The 23253-nt window shown below is 55.9% G+C and carries 21 protein-coding genes and 1 rRNA gene; 13 read left to right on the top strand and 9 right to left on the bottom strand.

The window, feature by feature from the left end:
• The first annotated feature begins 212 nt into the window (after nucleotides 1-212).
• Both QT230_RS20190 and QT230_RS20185 read left to right on the top strand, forming a co-directional pair.
• A complete protein-coding gene (locus QT230_RS20190) occupies nucleotides 213-1202 on the top strand; it encodes a TAXI family TRAP transporter solute-binding subunit (protein WP_308323956.1) in 990 nt (329 codons plus the stop codon).
• Between the two features lie 103 nt (nucleotides 1203-1305).
• Entirely contained in the window at nucleotides 1306-3507 is a 2202-nt protein-coding gene (locus QT230_RS20185) for a TRAP transporter permease (protein ID WP_308323955.1), read from the top strand.
• 99 nt (nucleotides 3508-3606) lie between these two features.
• On the opposite strand, the gene metF is transcribed toward QT230_RS20185, so the two are convergent.
• Nucleotides 3607-4449, bottom strand: a complete 843-nt coding sequence (gene metF, locus QT230_RS20180) for a methylenetetrahydrofolate reductase [NAD(P)H] (protein WP_308323954.1) — start codon at nucleotides 4447-4449, stop codon at nucleotides 3607-3609.
• 141 nt (nucleotides 4450-4590) lie between these two features.
• On the opposite strand from metF, the gene QT230_RS20175 reads away from it, so the two are divergent.
• Nucleotides 4591-5526, top strand: coding sequence for an AEC family transporter (locus QT230_RS20175; protein ID WP_308323953.1), 936 nt, complete (start codon nucleotides 4591-4593; stop codon nucleotides 5524-5526).
• A 24-nt stretch (nucleotides 5527-5550) separates the two neighbouring features.
• Here QT230_RS20175 and ligB read toward each other — a convergent pair whose 3' ends face one another.
• The 5 genes from ligB to metK form a co-directional block, all read right to left on the bottom strand.
• The gene (gene ligB / locus QT230_RS20170) at nucleotides 5551-7233 is read right to left on the bottom strand and encodes an NAD-dependent DNA ligase LigB (RefSeq protein WP_308323952.1); all 1683 of its coding nucleotides are present in this window, start codon (nucleotides 7231-7233) and stop codon (nucleotides 5551-5553) included.
• Between the two features lie 119 nt (nucleotides 7234-7352).
• Entirely contained in the window at nucleotides 7353-8114 is a 762-nt protein-coding gene (locus QT230_RS20165) for an ABC transporter ATP-binding protein (protein WP_308323951.1), read from the bottom strand.
• Nucleotides 8111-9163 carry an iron ABC transporter permease gene (locus QT230_RS20160; protein ID WP_308323950.1) on the bottom strand — a complete coding sequence of 351 codons (1053 nt, stop codon included), beginning with the start codon at nucleotides 9161-9163 and terminating at the stop codon, nucleotides 8111-8113. The genes QT230_RS20165 and QT230_RS20160 overlap by 4 nt, the downstream gene beginning before the upstream one ends.
• Before the next feature lie 2 nt (nucleotides 9164-9165).
• Entirely contained in the window at nucleotides 9166-10185 is a 1020-nt protein-coding gene (locus QT230_RS20155) for an ABC transporter substrate-binding protein (RefSeq protein WP_308323949.1), read from the bottom strand.
• Nucleotides 10186-10386: 201 nt separating this feature from the next.
• Nucleotides 10387-11607: a methionine adenosyltransferase gene (gene metK / locus QT230_RS20150; protein WP_308323948.1), complete on the bottom strand. Its 1221-nt coding sequence runs from the start codon at nucleotides 11605-11607 to the stop codon at nucleotides 10387-10389.
• A gap of 255 nt (nucleotides 11608-11862) precedes the next feature.
• On the opposite strand from metK, the gene tkt reads away from it, so the two are divergent.
• From tkt to QT230_RS20115, 7 genes are all read left to right on the top strand, one after another.
• Nucleotides 11863-13854: a transketolase gene (gene tkt, locus QT230_RS20145; RefSeq protein WP_308323947.1), complete on the top strand. Its 1992-nt coding sequence runs from the start codon at nucleotides 11863-11865 to the stop codon at nucleotides 13852-13854.
• A 3-nt stretch (nucleotides 13855-13857) separates the two neighbouring features.
• Entirely contained in the window at nucleotides 13858-14211 is a 354-nt protein-coding gene (locus QT230_RS20140) for a CidA/LrgA family protein (RefSeq protein WP_308323946.1), read from the top strand.
• Nucleotides 14201-14929 carry an LrgB family protein gene (locus QT230_RS20135; protein ID WP_308323945.1) on the top strand — a complete coding sequence of 243 codons (729 nt, stop codon included), beginning with the start codon at nucleotides 14201-14203 and terminating at the stop codon, nucleotides 14927-14929. The genes QT230_RS20140 and QT230_RS20135 overlap by 11 nt, the downstream gene beginning before the upstream one ends.
• A gap of 104 nt (nucleotides 14930-15033) precedes the next feature.
• On the top strand, nucleotides 15034-16071 hold the full coding sequence (locus tag QT230_RS20130; protein WP_308323944.1) for a glyceraldehyde 3-phosphate dehydrogenase NAD-binding domain-containing protein: 1038 nt from the start codon (nucleotides 15034-15036) through the stop codon (nucleotides 16069-16071).
• 47 nt (nucleotides 16072-16118) lie between these two features.
• The gene (locus QT230_RS20125) at nucleotides 16119-17300 is read left to right on the top strand and encodes a phosphoglycerate kinase (RefSeq protein ID WP_308323943.1); all 1182 of its coding nucleotides are present in this window, start codon (nucleotides 16119-16121) and stop codon (nucleotides 17298-17300) included.
• 80 nt (nucleotides 17301-17380) lie between these two features.
• Complete coding sequence (gene fba, locus QT230_RS20120) at nucleotides 17381-18445, top strand: class II fructose-bisphosphate aldolase (protein ID WP_308323942.1); 1065 nt, start codon at nucleotides 17381-17383, stop codon at nucleotides 18443-18445.
• A 223-nt stretch (nucleotides 18446-18668) separates the two neighbouring features.
• Nucleotides 18669-18944: a hypothetical protein gene (locus QT230_RS20115; protein WP_308323941.1), complete on the top strand. Its 276-nt coding sequence runs from the start codon at nucleotides 18669-18671 to the stop codon at nucleotides 18942-18944.
• A gap of 16 nt (nucleotides 18945-18960) precedes the next feature.
• Here the strand turns inward: QT230_RS20115 and QT230_RS20110 are convergent, their stop codons facing one another.
• Nucleotides 18961-19386 carry a hypothetical protein gene (locus QT230_RS20110; protein ID WP_308323940.1) on the bottom strand — a complete coding sequence of 142 codons (426 nt, stop codon included), beginning with the start codon at nucleotides 19384-19386 and terminating at the stop codon, nucleotides 18961-18963.
• A 286-nt stretch (nucleotides 19387-19672) separates the two neighbouring features.
• On the opposite strand from QT230_RS20110, the gene QT230_RS20105 reads away from it, so the two are divergent.
• The 3 genes from QT230_RS20105 to QT230_RS20095 are packed head-to-tail and all read left to right on the top strand — an operon-like array spanning nucleotide 19673 to nucleotide 21717.
• The gene (locus tag QT230_RS20105) at nucleotides 19673-20371 is read left to right on the top strand and encodes an HAD-IA family hydrolase (RefSeq protein WP_308323939.1); all 699 of its coding nucleotides are present in this window, start codon (nucleotides 19673-19675) and stop codon (nucleotides 20369-20371) included.
• Nucleotides 20372-20373: 2 nt separating this feature from the next.
• Nucleotides 20374-20748: a translation initiation factor Sui1 gene (locus tag QT230_RS20100; RefSeq protein ID WP_308323938.1), complete on the top strand. Its 375-nt coding sequence runs from the start codon at nucleotides 20374-20376 to the stop codon at nucleotides 20746-20748.
• A 60-nt stretch (nucleotides 20749-20808) separates the two neighbouring features.
• Nucleotides 20809-21717, top strand: coding sequence for a nuclease-related domain-containing protein (locus tag QT230_RS20095; protein WP_308323937.1), 909 nt, complete (start codon nucleotides 20809-20811; stop codon nucleotides 21715-21717).
• Between the two features lie 3 nt (nucleotides 21718-21720).
• Here the strand turns inward: QT230_RS20095 and QT230_RS20090 are convergent, their stop codons facing one another.
• Together QT230_RS20090 and rrf are read right to left on the bottom strand one after the other, a co-directional pair.
• A complete protein-coding gene (locus QT230_RS20090) occupies nucleotides 21721-23052 on the bottom strand; it encodes a deoxyguanosinetriphosphate triphosphohydrolase (protein WP_308323936.1) in 1332 nt (443 codons plus the stop codon).
• Between the two features lie 81 nt (nucleotides 23053-23133).
• A 5S ribosomal RNA gene (gene rrf / locus QT230_RS20085) occupies nucleotides 23134-23249 on the bottom strand.
• Nucleotides 23250-23253: the final 4 nt, after the last annotated feature.

Genomic DNA, 23253 nt, shown 5'->3' with positions numbered 1-23253 from the left:
GTTATCGTGCGAACACTCGGACACTTCAGCTCTTAGGGCTTGCCACCAAAGTTGAATAAAAAAATTACAAGCAACTGATTTTAAAGTTATAAGCTTTAAATGGCACGACTATCGCTGTTATATATAGGCATACCTGCTTAACGCAGTATCGACTGACGGCATGAATAGAGGCCGTCAATATATAACCCCAATAACAGCTAGGATTTTTCGCCATGCGCAAACATATGCCTAAAACGTTTACCCTCCTCGCCAGCAGTGCCCTGCTTATCGCAGCCGCCAGCAGCGCCCAGGCTCAAGACCGTTCCGGGTGGCCCGATAACTTCACTGTTGGCACCGCTAGCCAAGGCGGCACCTACTTCGTTTACGGTTCAGGCTGGGCAAACTTTATTGCCGATGAGTTAGGCGTATCTGGCGGCGGTGAAGTCACAGGCGGCCCCACTCAAAACCTGGCGCTTGTGCACACGGGCGATATGGCGTTTGGTTTAACCACCATGGGCCCCGCCTCCGATGCCGTTAAAGGTGAAAGCCCGCTGGCACCTGGCATGAAGATGGATAATGTATGTGCCATGTTCCCCATGTACGAAACGCCGTTCTCGATTACCGCGCTTGCCGACAGTGGCATCGAGTCAATTTCCGACATTCCTGATGGCGCCCGGATTGGTTTTGGCCCGGCCGCCTCAACCTCCGACACCTACTTCCCGGCCATTTTAGAAACCCTGGGCGTTAACTTCGATCGCCGTAACGGCGGTTGGTCAGACCTAGGCGGCCAGTTGCAGGATGGCCTGCTTGATGTCGTCGCTTTCGCTGCGGGCATCCCGATCCCCGCCGTTAGCCAGTTGGAGGTACAAACCGACGTCAATATCATCGAATTTAACGAAGAAGAGCTGGCCACGGTGCTGGAAAACTTCCCCGTTGCTGAATTCATGATCCCGGCCAGTACCTACACGACGTTGGAAGAGGACGCTCGCGCTGTCTCCATGTGGAACTTTGCTATCGCTGGCTGTGACCTGCCGGAAGATTTCGTTTACGAAGTCACCAAGGCCACCATGGAAAACAATGATCGTATGCGTTCTGTGCACCGCAGTGCTGAAACCACCATTCCAGAAAACATCAAGCACAACACCGTGCTGCCGTTTCACCCCGGCGCTGCACGCTGGTACGAAGAGAACGGCTATGAAATTGCTGATGACATGATCAACTAGGCAATTTTACCCGCTCTAACTGCCCCGTTACCGGCCCCGCCGGGCGGGGCAGCTTTCGCTGCTACTTCCCCTTTGTCTGCTTTTGCTGTGAGGGTGAACTCTAATGAGTCACAAAACCGACCAAGAACCCAATGATCTCAAGGATGATGCTCACGCGGCGTCTGTGATACCTGAATCCATTGCCGATGGTGTCGATGAAGACCTTGTTGAACCCAATCGCCGCCTGTTTACCGGTTGGCAGTTCCTGCTATTTGCGGTATTAGCGATCGCTTACTCAAGTTTCCATCTGATCTCACTCAACGTGTATCCGATGGAAACCTGGTCGTTTCGTATCGTGCATATTGCCGGTGCGCTTATTCTCGGTTACGGGCTCTTTGCCGGTGCCCGCTTTGCCGACGACGATCATCAAACATCAGCTGCCTGGATTAAGTGGGTGAGCTACGCGCTACTGATTCCTGCCGCCTATACCCTGGCGCAAGTCTTTTTGATGTATCAAACGCTTAGCGGCGAAGCCATGCGTATCGACCCGAGTGTTGAAAACTGGCACTACGGTTATCCGCTCATGGCGACTACGGCGGGGGGGATTGTGCTGTCGTGGTTTTATCGTCAGGCGCGGCACCGTTTCAACCCTGCCGATCTGGTGCTGATGGTCTGTGCACTGGCCAGCGCTGGCTACTTGCTGGTGGCTTATAACACCAATATCCGTATGTCGACGGGCACCTCTTTCGCACCGTCTGGCATTTCCTGGGCGGCGATTGCGGGTTCTCTGCTGATTTTGGAGCTTACCCGCCGGGTAGCGGGTCTAGCCCTGGTGGTTATCTCCGCGATTTTCCTGACCTACGTATTTGCCGGCCCCTATTTACCGGGCTTTCTGGGCTATCCGGGACTGTCACTACAGCGCTTCTTTAGCCAGGTGTACACGGATGCCGGTATCCTCGGCCCCACCACTGCGGTGTCGTCGACCTATATTATTCTGTTCATTATTTTTGCCGCTTTCCTGCAAGCCTCTAAAGTCGGCGACTACTTCGTTAACTTTGCCTTTGCCGCCGCAGGCCGTGCCCGTGGTGGCCCCGCCAAGGTGGCCATTTTTGCCTCTGGCTTGATGGGTATGATTAACGGCACATCAGCGGGTAACGTGGTTTCCACCGGCTCATTGACTATTCCGTTGATGAAGAAAGTCGGCTACCCCGCACGTAGCGCGGGCGCGATCGAAGCCGCTGCCTCTACCGGTGGACAAATCATGCCGCCGATTATGGGCGCGGGTGCGTTCATCATGGCCGAAGTGACCGGTATTCCGTATACCGAAATTGCCCTTGCCGCGGTTATTCCAGCGATTCTCTATTTTGCCTCAATCTACTTTATGGTCGACTTTGAAGCCGCCCGTAAAGGCATGCGGGGCATGCGCAAAGATGAGATCCCGCTGTTCTCGAAGCTGGTCAAGCAGGTCTACCTATTTGCGCCAATTATTATCCTGATTGTCGCGCTGTTTATGGGCTACTCGGTGATTCGTGCTGGTACCTTGGCAACGGCGTCAGCCGCCGTGGTTAGCTGGCTGTCACCCAATAAAATGGGCCTGCGTGCGATTCTTAAAGCGCTGCAGATAGCGGGCACCATGTCGATTCAGATTATCGCCGTGTGTGCCTGCGCGGGCCTAATCGTCGGGGTGATTTCGCTGACCGGTGTGGGCGCGCGCTTCTCGTCACTGCTTCTTGGTTTAGCGGGCGTGAGCCAACTATTGGCGCTGGTGTTCGCCATGCTGATTAGTATTCTGCTGGGTATGGGGATGCCTACCACCGCTGCCTACGCGGTGGCCGCTTCGGTGGTCGCGCCAGGCTTGATCAATATCGGCATTGAGCCGCTGATCGCTCACTTCTTCGTGTTCTACTTTGCGGTCGTCTCGGCGATTACACCGCCCGTCGCCTTGGCTTCCTACGCAGCCGCCGGTATCTCTGGTGATAATCCCATGGGCACCTCGGTGGCCTCCTTCAAAATTGGTTTGGCCGCCTTTATTGTGCCGTTTATGTTCTTCTACAGCCCGGCCATGCTAATGGAAGGCTCCGCCATGCAGATCCTCCGCGTCGGCGTTACCGCCACCCTAGGCATTGTCTTGCTCTCTGGCATGGTGCAGGCGTGGTTCTTTGGGCCCGTTAACGCCTTACAGCGCGTGCTGATGCTGGTGGGGGCGATGTTCTTGATCTACGGCGGTATCTACACCGACGTTATTGGCCTTGCGATTGGTATCGTGCTGTTCGTCATGCAGCGCAAGCTACATGGCGGTGGTAACAAAACGGCGCAAGCAGGCTGATTGATGTAAAACGCTAATCACTAAGCGTAGAAAACCCCGCTCAACAACCGTTGAGTGGGGTTTTTAGTGAGTGCGAGGTAGCTAAATAAACTGACTCAGTTAATCGGTCAGATTATCAACGATCTTCAGCACCGGCGCCGCTTGGTTAAGCGTGTAGAAGTGTAGACCTGGCGCTCCGCCATCCAGTAGACGCTGGCAAAGCCGGCTCACCACATCGGTGCCAAAGGCAGCAATCGCTTCGCTGTCGTCACCATAGGACTCCAACTGCTTGCGAATCCAGCGTGGGATCTCGGCACCGCAGGCGTCAGAGAAACGCGCCAGCTTGGTGTAGTTGGTAATCGGCATGATGCCGGGAATAATCGGCTGCTCGACGCCCAGCGCGCGGGCTTTATCGACGAAGTTAAAATAGGCATCGGCAGTAAAAAAGTACTGGGTAATGGCCATATTGGCCCCCGCCTTCATTTTACGCGCGAAGTTTTCCACATCCTTATCGAGGTTAGCCGCCTGTGGATGAGACTCAGGATAGGCACCCACAGCAATATCAAAGTGGTCGCCAGTCTCTTCACGAATAAACTCAACCAGTTCATTGGCATAGCGCAGCTCACCAATGCTCCCCATCCCTGAGGGCATGTCACCGCGTAAAGCGACTAAACTATCGACCCCTTCCTCACGATATTGCAACAGCAAGTCACGCAGCTGAGCTTTCTCGCTGCCGATACAAGAGAGGTGCGGCGCGGTGCTGATACCACTCTCGCCAACTTCTCGCACCACCTGACGGGTACGCGCCTGGGTAGATCCGCCAGCACCGTAAGTCACCGAGAAAAAACGTGGTTTGCGGGCGGCCAGTTCATCGCGAACGTGGATCAGCTTTTCGCGCCCAGCGTCGGTATTGGGCGGGAAGAACTCAAAGCTGATACCTAGCGGATGCTCATGGCTGCTCATGGGATTTCCTTTTATGGTCAATAATGATGATATTTTGAGGTATTCTCGCTGTCCCATCGCGTGGGGGCTAATGAAAGATTCCACGCTCGGCCTTTAATTCGGCTCATGTTCATAATCACTACACCTATTACGGGAGGGTAAATGGATCTTACACCTGGGGCACTGGTTGGGCCGCTATTGATGTTGCTGAGCTACGTGGGGCTGGGCTGGCTCGCCGCCCAACGACTCAAGCTAGATCCTCGCCCGATTGCGACGCTGCTGGTTTACCTGATTGCCCCGTTTACTATTTTTCGCGCGCTGATGAACGGTGGCCCAACGCCTGACTACCTTTTGCTCACATTAGCACTATTCATTCTGGCCAGCTTGATGGCACTGATCGTACAACGCTTCACTCGCCACCGCTTTGGTGAACAGGAAGCCGCCCTGCTGGCGTTCTCCTCGGGAACCGGCAATACCGGCTATTTCGGTTTGCCGATCGCGTTGATTTTGCTGCCCCCCGAGGGCGTTACCCTCTACTTGTTCTGTATGCTGGGAATTAATATTTACGAATTTACTGTGGGCTTTTATCTTAGTGCTCGCGGGCGTTTTTCGGTGCGCGAGAGCCTGATCAAAATTTCACGCCTGCCGCTTATCTACGCTTTCCTATTAGCGTTATTGCTAAGCAGTTTTGAGGTAACCATTCCCGCCTCGGTCATGAATTCGCTGCAAGTGTTTCCTGCTACCTACACGCTGCTGGGCATGATGATTATTGGTATGACACTTAGCCAAGTGACGCTTTCCGCCTGGGATACGCGATTTGTCGTCGCCTGCGTAGGATTACGCTACCTGATGTGGCCAGTGGTCATGCTGGCGGCCGTTTTGCTACTTCAGTGGGTCGCGCCACTTTCCACGGAGCTGGCATTAGCGCTGCTGCTGCTGGGCGTGGTTCCCATGGCCTCCAATGTGGTGGTGGTCGCCATGGAGCTGGGCATTCAGCCGCAAAAAGGTGCGTTAGCGGTGCTGGTGACGACACTGCTCGCGCCGCTGCTGATTCCGCTTTATCTCGGTTTAATGCTGCGCCTCACGGGACTTGGTTAGTGCTTGAGCTAATGGACAGACTCGTTAAAAACCAGCAACCCCCGCTTGGTTAAGCTGTGCGGCCATGCGCTGCACTTCCGGGTGACTGAAAAACGCTACCAGCGCCTCCGCGCGCACCGGGCCAACGCCTGGAACGGCTTGCCACTGTTCGCGCTGGTAGCCGGCTAGATCATTCCAATCACCGCGTACCGCCTCACTCCCCGGCGGCGCACCCAAAGCACTTAACCAAACCGCAAACGGCTGACTAAGGGCGACTTGAAATTGCTCGATTAGCGAGTCGGCTGTGGCCTCACCAATGCCGTAAGCCTGTTGCAGCTGGCGTGGTTCAACGTCCAGCCAGTCGAGTAACTGCGTAACGACACCCGCTTCCATCAGCGCCTGCCAGGTACCTTCACCGACACCCTGCATGCCAAGCTGCTCGCCCAGGTAGCTGAGCCGCGCCAGCAGCTGGCTTTCGCAGCCGGGGGTTAACGCAAAACAGCTCAGCAGGTGGTAGCGCTGGGGTGACGGCGGCGTCAGCGGTGAACGCTCCTGAGTGTGCCACACCACCTCGCTTAACTGGGGGATCGTTAGCCCGGCCAGCGCGACCGCTACTTGATCGCCGGGACGAACGTCCAGTGATTGCCAACGTTCCAAGGAGCCTAGCGAGACGCGGCTAATGCGCCGCCCCTCTAGCTGCACTGGATTAAGCCACACCAGAGGCGTCACGCGCCCGGTACGCCCCACGCGGAACTCAATCCCGCGCACTTCCGCTAGCGCCTTCTGGGCAGGATATTTCCAAGCAATGGCCCATCCAGGCGGCGATGATGACCAACGGCGCACGCCGGGGCGCTCGGCTTGCTTGATGACCACGCCGTCGGTAGCAAACGGCAGCGGGCCGTTGTACCAGCTATCCCGCCAATAGGCAGCGTCATGGCGGTCATCCAGCGCGTGGGTGTAGTCAGCCGTATCAAACCCAAGAGCGCTTAATCGTGCGATTCGCGTTTCCATCTCGCCTGGCCCGTCGGGCCAACCCCAAACAAACAGCCCAATACGCGCAAGAGTGGCCGCTTCAGGGGAAGATTGCGCCATGGCGCCTGCTATGGCACCACGTGCGCCCGAAGAGGGTGAGCGCGACTGCACGTGCTCGTCCAACCGCCAATACAGCTCGCCCTGGAGTATCGCTGAAATGGGTTCTGGCAGCGTATTGGGGACGGCGGGAAGCTGTAGGACACGCGCCGTCCAATCCTGGCCTCGCTCGCCGTCTCCGCGGCTGATGGCTTCGACCAGTTCGCCATCGGCATAGCGCAGGGTAATCGCCACGCCGTCGACTTTAGGCTGAATCCACAGATCTTCCCGGCGACTGGTAAAGCGCCTGACGCCTTCGTCATCGGCTTTATTGAGGCCACGCTGTGCCGCCGGGTGCTCCAGGGTGCCGCTACTGCTGGTCACCCGCGTCAGTGGGCGATGATCTGGCACATTGCCCAAGCAACGCTGCCAAGTGGTTAGACGCTCTATCGCTTGGTCGTAAAGGGCATCGTCAATCAGCGCAACACCCTCATCGTGGTAAGCAGTGTCCCAGCGCCTTACCTGCTCGGCCAGCGCCTGGCTTTCACGGTTTAAACGCTCTTGCGGCCAATCGGGGCACTCCTTTCCCTGCGCCGTAAGCGCCAAGGCTAACAGGCCACCCAGCCACCCCACTTTTATGATCCATCGCCAGCCCTGCATACCCATCCTTACATGATGACAAGGAAAAGACACGGCGCTTGCCCCAGCACCCGTTAAGTTTAATTTACCTTAAACTGATCATGATGCAATGAGGGAAACAAGGTTTGGCGTGTTATCGGCTAGCGCGCAAACTGAATATGCGGCCGAGCATGGTGGGGCGAGGTCTCCACATGGGCATCTACCGAGAAGACATCACGCAACAGGCGCTGGGTCAGTACCTCTTCAGGAGCACCGGCGGCAACGATCCTACCCGCCTGCATGACCAGTAGTCGATCACAATACATAGCGGCGTGGTTGAGGTCATGGAGTGCAATGATACTGGTCATCGGCAGACTGGAGACCAGACGCAACAGGTTGATCTGATGCTGCACATCCAGATGGTTGGTGGGTTCGTCGAGAATGAGTTCTTTGGGTGACTGGGCCAGGGCCCGCGCCACATGGGTGCGTTGCTTCTCACCGCCGGACAGGCTATGCCAGGCATCATCACGCTTTGTGCTCATGCCGGTACGCTCCAGCGCCTCGTTGACCGCCGTATCGTCCTCGCGCGTCCAGCCCGATAGCATCGACCGGTGCGGGAAGCGGCCAAGCTTGACCACATCGATCACCTTGAGGTTGGCATTGGTCGTGGCGTGCTGTTCGATGAAGGCGACTCGCTGGGCAATGGCCCGACGGCGAAAGGTCGAAAGCTCCTGCCCATCCAGCATGACCCGTCCAGCATGCGGTCGCTTAAGCCTGGCCAGCAGCCGTAACAATGAGGTTTTGCCTGAGCCATTGGGACCCAGCACGCCTAGTAGCTTACCCGGTTCGGCTTCGAAGGAGACATCATCGATCACCGTCTTGGTGCCGATTTTCCAGATCAGATTCTCGGCCTTGATACTCATGTTGGGCGCTGCAACCGATAAAGAATGACAGAGAAGAACGGCACGCCCACCAGCGCCGTAACCACACCGATCGGCAGGGATTGCTGAGGAATCAGCACGCGGGAGGCGATATCCGCTACCACCATGAAGATCGCCCCCACGATGGCACAGGCAGGCAGCAAGACGGCGTGGCGTGGACCCACCACGAAACGCGCCGCGTGGGGAACCACCAGGCCAACGAAGCCGATGGTGCCGACCATGCTGACGATGGTGGCGGTAATGACGGCCGTCAGCGCAAACAGGATGATCCGCGTTTGTGCGACATTGACCCCCAACGAGGCCGCCGCTTCGTCACCAAAGGCAAACGCATCCAGTACCCGTGCGTAGCATAGGCACACGACAAGCCCGAGGCCCACGACCGCCAGGGCCAGATAGAACTCAGGCCAGCGTACACCGCCAAAGCTACCGAGCAGCCAGAACATCACATCCCGCGCCTGCTGTGCATTACCCGCCGTCGTGACGATATAGGAGGTCACGGCATTGAACAGCTGCGATGCCGCCACCCCAGCCAAAATGGTTCGGTCGGCCCCGCCACGCGCACCGTTCGACAGCAGCGCCACAAACAGAAAAGCGGCAAAAGCGCCGATAAAGGCCCCCGATGAAAGGGATACCACGCCAGCGCCGAGCCCCAGAATGACGATCAGAACCGCCCCTGTCGATGCACCGGCAGAAATCCCCAGCACATACGGCTCGGCCAGAGGGTTACGCAGAATCGACTGCATGATGGCCCCGGCCAACGCCAGTCCGGCACCACACAATGCCGCCACCAGCGCCCGGCTCAAACGGTAATCCCAGATAATGGTTTCGTGGATGCGATTGAGCTCGAAGGATGTCCAGCCGAGCTTGTTGGTGATCACCGCATAGGTCGTAGAAAGCGGAATAGGCATATCGCCGATCCCGACACTGATGCCCACCACCAAACCAATGATTAGCAGTGATGCCAACAGCAGCCCAGCCTCCCCTGCCAGGCGCGGCAATCGCTCGATGGCCTGTGGCATGCTAATCGTCACACTCACCTCAAACCTAGCGCTTCAAGCTGTTCGGCCACCTGTTCGGCACCGAAAATCGTCCTGAGCGTAGGGTTCATCGCTTGACCGTCCATGACCACAATGGCCCCGTTCTTAACCGCCCGCATCTCACGTGTCGCCGTATCCGAGTTGAGGAACTCGATCTTCGCGTCGGCGTCGTCGAGTTCCCAACGGTCACGTTCGACGCGGGATACCACGATCACATCTGGGTCAGTGGCAATAATGCTTTCCCAGCCTAGCGTCGGCCACTCCGCCTCGGACTCGATGGCATTGGTGCCACCCAATACGTCGGCGATAAAGCCGGATGCGCTGTACTTGCCGCCCAGGTGGGCATCCGCCGCGGGAGAGGAACTGGAGAACCAGAACAGATAGGAGAGCGGCTCGTCACTGTCAGGGGACGCTGCGCGCAGCGCAGCCTCACGCTGCTTCAGGTCGTCGATCAAGGCGTCGCCGCGGTCATTCACATCGAAAATCCGGGCGAGGTCTTCAATCTCTTGATACAAGGCGTCCATATTCCACAGCTGGGCGCGATCGCCGTAGCCGTACTTATCCTGGGCCATGCCTTCAGCGACGCAGGTGCCGGGCGACAGGTAGGTCGGTATGCCCATCTTGCGGAAGTCGTCGCGAGTGGCCACCCGGCTGGACTCCCCCAGCAGGCTAGGGAGCGCCGCCGCTACGAAATCCGGCTGCTCGGCCAGAATCGATTCGAAGGTAGGGAACTCCACCGTCAGCACTTTTACCTGGTCGTTGGCATCGGCCAGTTGAGGCAAGACGCTGTTGGGCCAGAAGGCCGTGCCCGCCATTCTGTCTTCCAGGCCGAGCATCAACATCAGCTCAGCGCTGTTTTGACCGAGACCAATCGCCCGCTCAGGCGCCTGTTCGAAGGTCACTTCTACCCCGCAGTTGTTCAGCGTCAAGGGGTATTGCGTGTCGCCCGCCAGGGCCGAGGACGAAGCCAGGCCCAGCAGGGTGCAGAATCCGGTCACAGCAAGAAGACGTGTCATGGAGCACCCATCACTATTGGTAGAGGCGTAAGGAGTGCATCGTCTAATCAGATAACGATAGCACCGATACGCATTTATCAGCGCGCGCAATATAATCGAAAACCATTCTCATCGCAACCTTCGTCCATCCGCGCCCCAATTAAAAACGCCCCCTGGCATTGAGCAGGGGGCGCTGGGGATTAGCATCAGAAGGCTAAGCGCTTACAAACCAGCAGCCTTACGCAACGAATCAGCTTTATCGACTTTTTCCCACGGGAAGGCGGTAAAGGTTTCGGTATGCGATTGGCCTTTATCATCTTTCCACGTGTAGCTGTGCTCGAACGGCTCACGACCGAAGTGGCCATAAGCGGCGGTAAGCTGGTACATCGGGTGCAGCAAATCGAGCATTTTGGTGATGGCGTAGGGGCGCAGGTCAAAATGCTCGCGCACCAGCTCAACAATCTTGGCATCGTCAACCTTACCGGTGCCGAAGGTGTCGATGGAGACCGATGTCGGCTCGGCAACGCCAATCGCGTAGGAGACCTGAATTTCACACTTGTCCGCCAGACCTGAGGCGACCACGTTCTTGGCCACATAGCGGCCGGCATAAGCGGCGCTGCGGTCGACTTTAGATGGATCCTTACCTGAGAACGCACCACCACCGTGACGCGCCATGCCACCGTAGGTATCGACGATGATCTTACGCCCGGTCAGACCGCAATCACCTACCGGACCGCCGATGACGAATTTGCCGGTGGGGTTAATGTGATACTGAGTACTTTCGTCCAGCCATTCAGCGGGGATGACTTGTTCGATGACCTCGCGCTTGATCATTTTGCGCAGATCTTCTTGTTCAATATCGGGATCATGCTGGGTGGAGAGAACGATCGCATCAACACCGCAGGGCTGACCTTGGGCGTTATAGCGGAAGGTCACCTGACTCTTGGCATCCGGGCGCAGCCACGGCAACAGACCGTTTTTACGCAGTTCGGCCTGACGTTCGACCAAACGGTGCGAATAGTGAATCGGCGCGGGCATAAACGAGTCGGTTTCGTTGGTGGCGTAGCCAAACATCAGGCCCTGGTCACCAGCGCCCTGATCTTCCGGCTTAGTGCGGTCAACGCCTTGAGCAATGTCGACACTCTGCTTGCCAATCAGATTGATAACGCCACACGTTGCGCCATCGAACCCTACATCAGAGGAGGTATAGCCAATATTAGTAATCACATCGCGCACCAGGGTTTCTAAATCGACCCAAGCGGAGGTGGTGATTTCACCGGCAATAATCGCCACGCCGGTTTTGACCATGGTTTCACAGGCAACACGCGCCTGTTTATCACGGGCCATAATGGCGTCTAACACCGCGTCAGAAATCTGATCGGCAATCTTATCGGGATGACCTTCGGAGACGGACTCGGAGGTAAACAGGGAATATTCGCTCATCGCGCACTCGACCCTCTGTATGACGGCTGCATGGAATCCACAGCATCAGCAGGAAATCATGGCAGGTGTCCCCTGCCCATATTAGAGAAGCGGTAGCACCACGTTCTCCACCACTTCGGGAGGCAGAGTCTACACGCTGACGGCGACGCTTCCCAGAACGTGGTTATCAGAATTTGCCGCCACATTTGCCGCAACATGGGAAGTCAGCGACAATAGCGCCTTTATAATTTCTGTTTCCAGGCGAGGAGCACCCCCATGCCATCCCGTTTTGAGCTAGCCAATGCCATTCGCGCCCTGTCCATGGATGCCGTTCAGAAGGCCAAATCCGGCCACCCTGGCGCCCCCATGGGAATGGCTGATATCGCCGAGGTGCTATGGAATGACTACCTCAAGCACAACCCCGAAGACCCAAAATGGGCCGATCGTGATCGTTTTGTGCTCTCCAATGGCCACGGCTCCATGCTGCTTTACTCGCTGCTGCACTTAAGCGGCTATGAGGTAAGCCTGGAACACCTGCAGAATTTCCGCCAACTGCATTCGCCCACCGCCGGCCACCCGGAGTTTGACTACGCCCCAGGCATTGAGACGACGACGGGCCCCCTCGGCCAGGGCTTTGCCAACGCGGTAGGCTTTGCGATAGCGGAAAAAACCTTGGCGGCGCAGTTTAACCGCCCCGGCCACACCATCGTCGATCACCACACTTGGTGTTTCCTGGGTGACGGCTGCTTGATGGAAGGTATCTCCCACGAAGCTGCCTCGCTAGCCGGTACCCAGCAGTTGGGTAAGTTGATTGCCCTGTATGACGACAACGGCATCTCTATCGATGGTGAAGTGGAAGGCTGGTTTACCGACGATACTGCCAAGCGTTTCGAGGCTTACGGCTGGCACGTGGTGCCCAATGTGGATGGCCATAAACCCGAAGAGGTGAAAGCCGCCATCGAATTGGCCAAGAGCCACGACGATAAGCCGAGCCTGATTATTTGCAAAACCATTATTGGTTTTGGTGCGCCCAACAAGCAGGGCAAAGAGGACGCCCACGGCGCGCCCTTAGGCGATGACGAAGTGGCCCTGGCACGCACCCAGCTCGACTGGCCCCACGCCCCTTTCCATATCCCTGAACCGATCTACTCGGCCTGGGATGCGCGTTCTGCAGGCAAAACCCGCCAGCAAGAGTGGGAAGCACGCTTTGCCCGCTATGCTGAAGCCTTCCCGACGGAAGCACGGGAATTCACCCGCCGCATGAAGCGTCAACTGCCGGCGGAACTGCCGACCGAAGCACTGATTGAGCAGGCCCAAGAGCGCGGCGAGACGATTGCCTCACGCAAAGCCTCCTTTGAAGTGTTGAACGCGATTGGCCCGCAAATGCCGGAACTGCTGGGCGGCAGTGCTGACCTGGCGCCGTCTAACCTGACCTTCTGGAAAGGCGCTAAAGCGATCACCCCGGAAGATGCCAGCGGCAACTACCTGCACTACGGCGTGCGTGAGTTCGGCATGGGGGCGGTTATGAACGGCATCGCTCTGCACGGCGGCTTGGTGCCTTACGGCGCGACCTTCCTGATCTTTATGGAGTACATGCGCAACTCGATTCGCATGGCGTCATTGATGGGTCAGCAGGTGATCTACGTGTTTACCCACGACTCCATCGGTCTAGGCGAAGATGGCCCGACCCACCAGCCCATTGAGCAGCTCACCAGCCTGCGCACCACGCCGAACCTGAACACATGGCGCCCCTGCGATGCGGTGGAAACGGCAGCGGCCTGGGATGCAGCCATCAAACGTCGCTCTGGCCCCACGGCGCTGGTGCTGTCACGCCAGAACCTGCCCCATCAGCAGCGCACCAAAGCGCAGTTGGCATCGATTCAAAACGGCGCGTACGTACTGAAGGACAGCGAGGGCACCCCCGAGCTGATTCTAGTTGCCACTGGTTCAGAAGTGGCGCTTGCCATGGACGCCGCCGCGGAGCTTGAGCAACAGGGCAAAGCGGTGCGCGTCGTCTCGATGCCGTCTGCCTATCGCTTTAACGGCCAGGACGCGGAGTACCGCGAAAGCGTACTGCCCAAAGCGGTGACCAAGCGTATTGCTATCGAAGCTGCCCACGCCGACTACTGGTACAAGTATGTGGGGCTGGATGGCCGCGTGATCGGCATGACCACCTACGGCGAATCAGCTCCGGCAGGCGATCTGTTCAAGCACTTCGGCTTTACCGTCGAGAATGTGGTTAAGCAAGCCAACGAACTGCTCGGCTAAACCATGCCCGCACTCAGTGGCTTTTTATGGCTGATTAGCTACTGGTTGATCGGTGAAGTGGTGATCCACTTCACCGGTCTGCCCATTTCCTCAGGCGTTATCGGCATGCTGCTAATGTGCGCAACGCTGGCCATATACGGCCGTGTGCCTAGCAGCATTGCCGCTGCCGCCCAACCGCTGATTGCGCTACTCGCCATGTTGATTATGCCCGGCGTGGTCGGGGTATTTTTCATTATCGACGAGCTGGCCGGACAGTGGACCGCTATTCTTATTGCGTTACTGTTGGGCACGCTGCTAAGCGTCGTGACGACACTTTGGCTGCTCAAACGGCTGATCGGACAGGTGCATGTCCGCTAATTCCCCGCTGCTAGCCTTGTTGACCTCCACCCCGCTGTTTGCGGTGGGGTTGACGCTGGTTGCTTATTTAATCGGTAGCCGAGTATTTCAACGCTTGAAGCGCCCCTCTTGGCTACCCGCTATCTTAATTGCAGCACTGCTACTGGCCGGTGCGTTATCGCTCATAGGGTTGCCCTACGCCACCTATCAGCAGGGTGCCACCTGGCTAACAGTGCTACTGGGACCGGCTACCGTGGCACTCGGCATGCCGCTTTACCAGCAGCTGCCGCGTATTGTCGAGCTATGGCGGCCACTGGCGGTTTGTTTACCCATCGCCGCGACACTGGCGGCGTTCTACTCGCTGGCGATTGCCTGGCTAATGGGTAGTTCCGACGCCATTCTCGCCTCCATTGCAGCCAAATCGGTGACCGCGCCTATCGCTATCGGTATTACCGAACAGCTTGGCGGTACCGTAGCGCTGCTGATGGGAGCGCTGTTAATTACCGGCGTTATCACGATCCCGTGTGTCAGCCTGATCGCGCGATTTTTGCACATTGATGATGAGCGCCTGATCGGTTTTGCGCTTGGGCTTAACGGCCATGCAATTGGTACCGTAAGGGCGTTTGAGATTAGCCCCACAGCTGGGGCCTTCGCTTCACTCGGCATGAGCCTGACGGGTATTTTCACGGCGGTACTGCTTCCGCTCGCTTGGCGGTTAATAGGTATGAGTAGTGGATAGAGGCAGGCAGTCGATAAGAATCACAGATTGAAATGCGTTATCATCTCAGCGTTTCCGACTCCATTTTGTTCATTGATACACTTATTTAAGAGCCCCCTTTTTGCATGGCTAATTCTGCTCCCAGATATCGCATCGCCATTAATGGTTACGGACGCATTGGCCAATGCGTACTGCGGGCGCTCGTCGAGCGTCACCACCCTGAGCTCGAAGTGGTCGCTATTAATGAGCTCTCTGATCTTGCCACCATTACTTACCTGACCCGCTATGACACCACTCATGGTCGCTTTCCAGGCGATGTCGACAACGACGGTCAGCATCTGATCGTTAACGGCCAACGCATTCAGGTGCTGTGCGAACAAGATCCGCGCCAGTTACCCTGGAAAGGGCTTGATGTGGATTTAGTGTTGGAGTGCTCGGGGAGTTTTAAAGATCGCGCTACCGCCGAGCAGCACCTGGAGGCTGGCGCTAAACGACTGCTGTTTTCCCAGCCTGCAGAAAACGACGTTGATGCCACCATCGTTTGGGGCATCAATGAGAACGAACTGGCACTATCTCAACGAATTCTGTCTGCCGCTTCTTGCACGACCAACTGTCTTGTACCGCTATTAACAGTTCTGGATGAAGCCCTGGGGCTTGAGCATGGTGTCACCACAACGATTCACTCGGCGATGAATGACCAACCGGTCATTGATGCTTACCACCAAACCGATCTGCGCCTGACCCGCTCGGCCATGCACTCTATTGTGCCCGTGGATACCGGCTTGGCGCTCGGCATTAGCCGCTTGATGCCCCATTTAGCGGGCCGCTTTGAGTGCCTGCACGTACGTGTTCCTACTATTAATGTCTCTGCCATGGACGTAGCGCTCACGGTAAGTCGCGATACTCACCGGGATGATGTGAATGCACTGCTGCTGACCGCCAGCCAACAGCGCCTAAAAGGCGTACTTGGCTATACTGAAGCCCCCATGGCGTCGGTTGATTTTAACCATGACCCACGCTCAGGTATTTTAGATGCCACGCAAACCCGGGTCGCTGGCACGCGTCTCATCAAGCTGATGTGCTGGTTCGATAACGAGTGGGGGTTTGCGAACCGGATGCTCGATATCAGCCAGCGGCTGGCGACTCTTTCTGCAGATACGTAACCTATTTCCATTTATCGCAACGGCATAACCACGAGGAAACCGCTTCCATGAACGTGAAAAAGATGACTGACCTTCCCCTGGAAGGACAACGCGTGCTGATCCGTGAAGATTTGAATGTGCCCATCAAACATGGCCACGTCTCTAGCGACGCCCGCCTGCGGGCAGCGCTGCCCACTATTCAGGCGGCGATGAAGGCTGGCGCAAAAGTAATGCTGATGAGCCACTTGGGACGTCCCACCGAAGGCGAACCCGCCGAGGAGTTCTCGCTAGCGCCGGTAGCTGAGCACTTGGGTGCGCTGTTGGGTCGCCCAGTGCCGCTGGTCAAAGCCTATCTCGGTGAAACAGTCGGCGAAACCCTGGAACTCGCTAACGGCGACGTAGTGCTGCTTGAAAACGTGCGCTTCAATAGCGGCGAGAAAAAAGACGATGAACAGTTGGCGAAACAGTATGCCGCGCTGTGCGATATTTTTGTCATGGATGCGTTTGGCACTGCCCACCGCGCTCAGGCTTCTACCCACGGTGTGGCACGTTTTGCCCCCAGCGCCTGTGCGGGGCCTTTGCTTGCCCAGGAGCTCGATGCACTTGAGAAAGCATTGGCACATCCAACCCGGCCGATGGCCGCCATCGTCGGTGGCTCAAAGGTTTCTACCAAGCTGGATGTACTTACCGCACTGGCTGATAAATGTGATCAGCTTATCGTCGGCGGCGGTATCGCCAACACCTTTATTGCCGCCGCGGGCTACAATGTCGGCAAATCACTCCATGAGGCCGATTTGGTGGGTCAGGCGAAAGCGTTGATGGAGAAAGTCTCGATTCCGCTCCCGACCGATGTGGTCGTCGCCACCGAGTTTTCTGAATCGGCCAAAGCGGTAGTCAAGCCGGTCGATCAGGTGACTGACAACGAGATGATTTTGGATATCGGCCCAGATACCGCCGCTCATTTGGCGAGTATGCTCAAAGACGCTGGTACCATCCTCTGGAACGGTCCCGTCGGCGTGTTTGAAATCGACCAGTTTGGCAAAGGCACCCAGGTAATCGCCCTGGCCATCGCCGATAGCTCAGGCTTTTCTATTGCCGGTGGCGGCGATACCCTAGCAGCCATTGATAAGTACGCTATTGCGGATCGCGTTTCCTATATTTCCACTGGCGGCGGCGCCTTTCTTGAGTATGTCGAAGGCAAGCAGTTGCCTGCCGTGGCAGCACTCGAAGCAGCTGCCAAACGCAGCTAACATAAAGCCACTTGAACCTGGGCGCTTATGGTGCTCGTTCAGATAACCCAATTGACAACGCAAACAGGTAAGATAATTTTATGGCTCTGATCAGCATGCGCCAAATGCTCGACCACGCCGCCGAATACGGTTACGGCATTCCGGCGTTCAACGTCAATAACCTTGAGCAGATGCGCGCCATTATGGAAGCCGCTGACGCCACTGACTCGCCCGTCATCGTGCAAGCCTCTGCGGGCGCGCGCAAATATGCGGGTGCGCCTTTCCTACGCCATCTGATTTTGGCGGCCGTTGAAGAGTTTCCGCATATCCCAGTGGTTATGCATCAGGATCACGGCACTAGCCCGGCGGTCTGCCAGCGCTCTATCCAGCTCGGCTTCTCCTCGGTCATGATGGATGGCTCGTTGGGCGAAGACGGCAAAACGCCGACCGACTACGACTACAACGTCAATGTAACCCGTCGCGCGGTGGAAATGGCTCACGCCTGTGGTGTTTCCGTTGAAGGGGAACTGGGTTGCCTGGGTAGCTTGGAAACCGGCATGGCCGGTGAAGAAGACGGCATCGGGGCTGAAGGCAAGCTGGATATGGAACAACTGCTGACGGATCCCGAAGAAGCCGCTGAATTTGTTAAAGCGACCCACGTAGACGCGCTGGCGATTGCCATAGGTACCAGCCATGGCGCTTACAAATTCACCCAGCCGCCTACCGGTGACACGCTGTCTATTCAGCGTATTAAAGAGATCCACGCGCGGATTCCGGACACTCACCTTGTCATGCACGGCTCCTCTTCTGTCCCCCAGGAGTGGCTGGAAGTGATTAACCAATACGGTGGCAAAATCCCCGAAACATACGGCGTTCCCGTCGAAGAAATCGTTGAGGGTATCAAGCACGGCGTACGCAAGGTCAATATCGACACCGACCTCCGCTTGGCGTCTACCGGGGCAGTGCGTCGCTTCCTGGCTGAAAACCCATCTGAATTCGACCCGCGCAAGTTCTTGAAAGAGACCGTTACCGCGATGCGCGACCTATGTATCGCTCGCTACGAGGCTTTTGGTACGGCAGGTAACGCTAGCAAAATTAAGCCTATCAATCTGGAAGAGATGTTCCTGCGCTATGAGCGTGGCGAGCTGGCTCCCAAGGTAAAATAAGCGCGTAATGGACGCACTTTCGAAAAAGACGACCTGCGGGTCGTCTTTTTTTGGCTATGAAAATAGATGTTGCAATGCAGCATTGATACGCTAACACTAGTGATGAGATAACGACGTTTCGTATTTCAGCAAGGAGGCCCCAACGCTTATGAAATCGACGACTCCCCTCTCCCTCATGCCCACTAACCCGGTAGCGATGTTCGATATATGGGAAGTTGGCATCATGGCTTTTGAACTATGGTCAACGTCTTTATCGACGATCGCTATGCGAAACCATTTATGGCAAACACAGCCATTTTTCAGTCCTAAAATGATGCAAGAGAATCAGCGCATGGTCACTGAAAAATTCGAGGCCAGTATGGAAGCTGGCCTCGTTATGCAAAAAGCACTGCTCAATTCAATGAGCGGCAGGCAGGCCCCGTGGTGGGTTACCAGCCAGCGCACAATGAAGCCTTACCATCAGCGTAGTAGCGCTAACTCGCGGCGGCTCACCAAGTAATACTTAGGCACTAACGTTACTCATTATCGTCGGTGCCATCTTCACCATCTTCGCTATTTTCCTCTTCGCTGCTATGAATAGCGTCTTCCGGGCTGCCGGTGCCACCCGTGCCAGCCTCGGGGTTTCGCTCTTCACTCTTGCCAGTCTCTAGCTCTACGTCTGCCTCGCCCTCGCTGGTGGCTACTCCTTCATTTTTCTCTTCTTCCTCCTCCTCTTCACGGACGCGAGCCTGTGCATCAGTGTCATCGGAATCGCTGGATGACATATCTTCGTCACGTTTCACCGACCCCGCTTTAATACCGTATTCCTCTTCAAGTGCTGCATCATCCAAAGGCTCATGCTGCTCATCCTCTGACTCATGGCTATCAGCCAAAACATAGCCTGTCGTCGTTAGCAAAGCTGCGCTGAGCGCAAAAGGTAGCATCCAAGGGGTTAATCGCATTAGGCATTCTCCATGTTGTGTTTGTTACTAGATAGTGTATCCCTGCCATCTCTTCGGCGCAGCTTGACCATTTCCAACGCTTGCACGACTGAACCAACTGACGCTAGATGGCTTACAGCAGAAGCCAGAAAAATGAGCGTAGCCGTTTAAGCTGGCCCAAGAGTCGCGTTCAGGCAAGCAAAAAATAACAAAACAGTGTTCACAAATGACGTAAAATCCCGTTCAATAGCAGTATGGATGGCTTAAACTAACACTGGCAGTGCATAAGCCGCTGCAAGGAACCACAATGCCGCTCCCACTTTTGCTGTTTGACTGTGATGGCACTCTTGTCGATAGCGAACCGCTTCTGGCCGAAGAGATGGCTGCCGGGCTTAATTCAGTAGGCCTACCTTTCGCTGCTACTGACTATCTTGGCGAATTTCGTGGAGCGCGCTTTCGACGCATTGTTGCGGAGCTTCAACAGCGTCACGGTGACGTTGATCCTGACAGACTTGATCGTATGGAAAGCTCAATGCGAGCCAATCTAGCCACGAGACTTGCTCAGGAGTTGACCACTATACCCGGCGCTTATGAAGCATTGGATATATTGGCAGGCTACCCCAGTGCCGTGGTTTCTAACGGGCCCGAAAGTAAAATTCGTACGGCCTTGAATGTTACAGGGCTTAGTGACTATTTTGGAAAACGCTTTTTTAGCGGCTATACCGCTAATTGCTGGAAGCCAGAGCCCTGTTTACACTTGCACGCGGCAAGTATCATGGGCTATGCAGCGCGTGACTGCATCGCCGTAGACGATGCCTTAGTAGGCGTTCGCGCGGCACTCCAAGCGGGAATGACGGTAATCCATCTAAACCGCTTTCCTGATGCCGAAACGACGCCTGAAAACGCTATTATGATCAGCAACATGTATCAGCTACCTGCCGTTGTTGAGCGACTCACGCGTGAATATTGGCAAACACCCGTACCCCAACACTCAATGGGAGGATGATAATGGCCTCTATGCGTGATCAACTAGGCGGACTAGTTTACTCCACCGAGTATGGTAAAACCTGCCCTACCTGCCGCGAAGCATTCGATGCTTGTCAATGTGACGATGTCAGTGAACAGCAGCGCCTGGCCGCGCTTGACGGAATAGTTCGCATTCGACGTGAAACAAGTGGCCGTAAGGGTAAGGGCGTTACCACTGTGAGCGGTATCCCACTGCCGAGCGACGATCTTAAAAGCTTGGCGAAAACGCTTAAAAAGCGCTGTGGAACAGGCGGAGCAGTTAAGGACGGCATTATTGAAATTCAAGGTGACCATCGCGACGTGCTACGCCAAGAGCTAAGCGCACTCGGCTATCAGGTTAAACTCGCTGGGGGTTAAAAGGCCCCCACACTACCATGACTTACCGCGAGTAAGTCGCTTATAGGGCAAGGCACTGCAATGGCTTGGCTGGAATACTTGCTACCACTGATTTTTTTATTTCCCATGGCGGCGATGGCCATTATTGTCATAGCGCTGCGTAATCTACACGACGCTCGTGTTCTCTCACCGTTCAAAGCCCCTCTTCATGAACCGGGGCAGGCGCTCAGGCATCGTCTTGACCAAGCCTTTTCGAGTCTATTTATAAACGGAGCCCTGGGGCCTATTGTCAGCTTAGCTCCGCTGGTTTACGGCATGGGGCGCATGCTATTTGTTAACAAGCAGGATTGGGTTGAATGGGCGCTGTATGGCTTACTTAGCACGTTACTTGTACTGACGTTTTCACTGCTATTAGTACGCGACTATCAGCGTATCCGACGGTTAAAATTAGGCTTAGCCTGTGAGCTTGCCGTGGGTCAGGAGCTCGAGCGTTTAGTCCGTCCTGAGGCACACCCCTATTACGTTTTTCATGATGTACCCACAGACAGCTTCACCATTGATCACGTAGTCGTAACGCCTCATGGGGTTTTTGTGGTTGAAACTCGAGCAAGAACACTCGCTATTGGTGCCGATGGCAACGAGCTAAATACGGTGGCAGTGGAGCGCGAGCGCTTGCGTTTTCCACATTGGCAGGAGCGCCGACCACTGCATAAAACACGCCAAGGGGTTGACTGGCTTACGCAATGGTTAGAACGGCGTTGTGGCGTACCGGTCCCAGTACGGGGCATACTGGTACTGCCTGGCTGGCAAATCGATAGCAGTGAAGCAGCACCCGATATTCTTGTGGTTAGCGGCGATACGCTAGCTAAACAGATAACGGCGCTAACACCTGGCCCACTCAATGACGCGACACATGACAAGGTCATCAATATTTTGCTTGAGCGAGCCAGATTGATGGAGTTGAAGCACTTGCGTCACCCCTCAGTATAACGCTTAGTCGCCGCGTAAGCGCCCCCCCATCTCTTGCGCCAAATCCACCGCATAGTGATCCGTCATTCCCCCGATAAAATCCAACATTCGCCGGTAGCTGTCGTAAAGTGGCCAAGAGGGAAGTGGCGTATTTTCGCCGATAAGAGCTAATACGCGCTGGTGTTTAAACGATGAGTGCCCGGTATGATGAAGTTCATGAGCGGCGCCAATAAAGGCTTCGAGAAGAATACCCAGCGTTGTATAGGCGCCAATCTCTAATTTGGCCTTCCGCTCATTTTGAAAGATACGCTCACGGGCTAGCTGCTTTGCAGCCTGCACGCCCCACCCCAGGTCTGGGTGGCATAGCTCTAACAGGTCTTCACTGAGCGTACCGCTCAACAGCGCCTGCTCATGCTGCACAAATACCGCGCCGACGTCATTAACCGCCCGCTCCATGGCAGCACCTCGCAACAACGCAATGCGGCGCCGCTGAGAAACATTGTTACGCTCCATTTCCGCATATTCTGGCGGAAAATCCCCGGCGATCTGGCGCAGTATTTCAACCACTTCTTCATAGCGCAGAATACCCATTTCTAAACCGTCTTCCAGGTCTAGCAGGGCGTAACAGATATCATCAGCGGCTTCGACCAGCCAAGCCAATGGGTGACGACACCAGCGCTGCTCACCTTGTGGCAATAAACCCACTGCTTCAGCCACCTCTTTGAGAAGCGCCTGCTCTGATTGATATGCGCCAAATTTGCCTGCTCGCCCGCCATAACGAACCGTCCAAGGGTATTTAAGTAGCGCACCCAGCGTGGCCGCTGACAGCCGCATACCGCCGTTAAATTGGTTATATTCAATTTGGGTAATCACCCGAAACCCCTGGGCATTGCCTTCATAGGTCAACAGATCTTCGCGCTCTGCGTCTGAAAGGCCCTCTAATAATCCACTGCTTTGCGCACGCTGAAACCAGTCGCGGATGGCATACTCACCCGCATGGCCAAAAGGAGGATTGCCAATATCGTGGCCAAGGCACGCCGTTTGCACAATAACCCCAAGATCAGCGGGAGTTATCCAGTCAGGCAGACGGTCACGCAGTAGCTCGCCCACTATCATGCCCAAAGAGCGGCCTACGCAGCCAACTTCCAAGGAGTGGGTCAAACGGGTATGAATATGATCATTTTCTGTCAGCGGATGCACCTGCGTCTTGCGCCCTAGGCGCCTAAATGAGCCTGAGAAAACTATCCGATCATGATCTTTATGAAATGGGCTACGACCAATTTCACGGTTACCAGTTGAGCGTTGATCGTGAAGACGACGTGGGGAAAGTAGCTGTTCCCAGTGCATCTGGGTCATGGGCATTCCTCCTTGAGGAGTGCATTTTGACATAAAAAAATCCCCCAAGGCATCAGCCCTGGGGGATTTTTCACAATAAGTGCCTGACGATGACCTACTCTCGCATGGGGAGACCCCACACTACCATCGGCGCTAAGCGGTTTCACTACTGAGTTCGGCAAGGGATCAGGTGGTTCACGCTCGCTATGGTCGTCAGGCGTA

This window comes from Halomonas sp. SpR8 (assembly GCF_031010195.1).
Taxonomy (GTDB): domain Bacteria; phylum Pseudomonadota; class Gammaproteobacteria; order Pseudomonadales; family Halomonadaceae; genus Vreelandella.
This window is presented reverse-complemented; position numbering and strand designations above follow the sequence as displayed.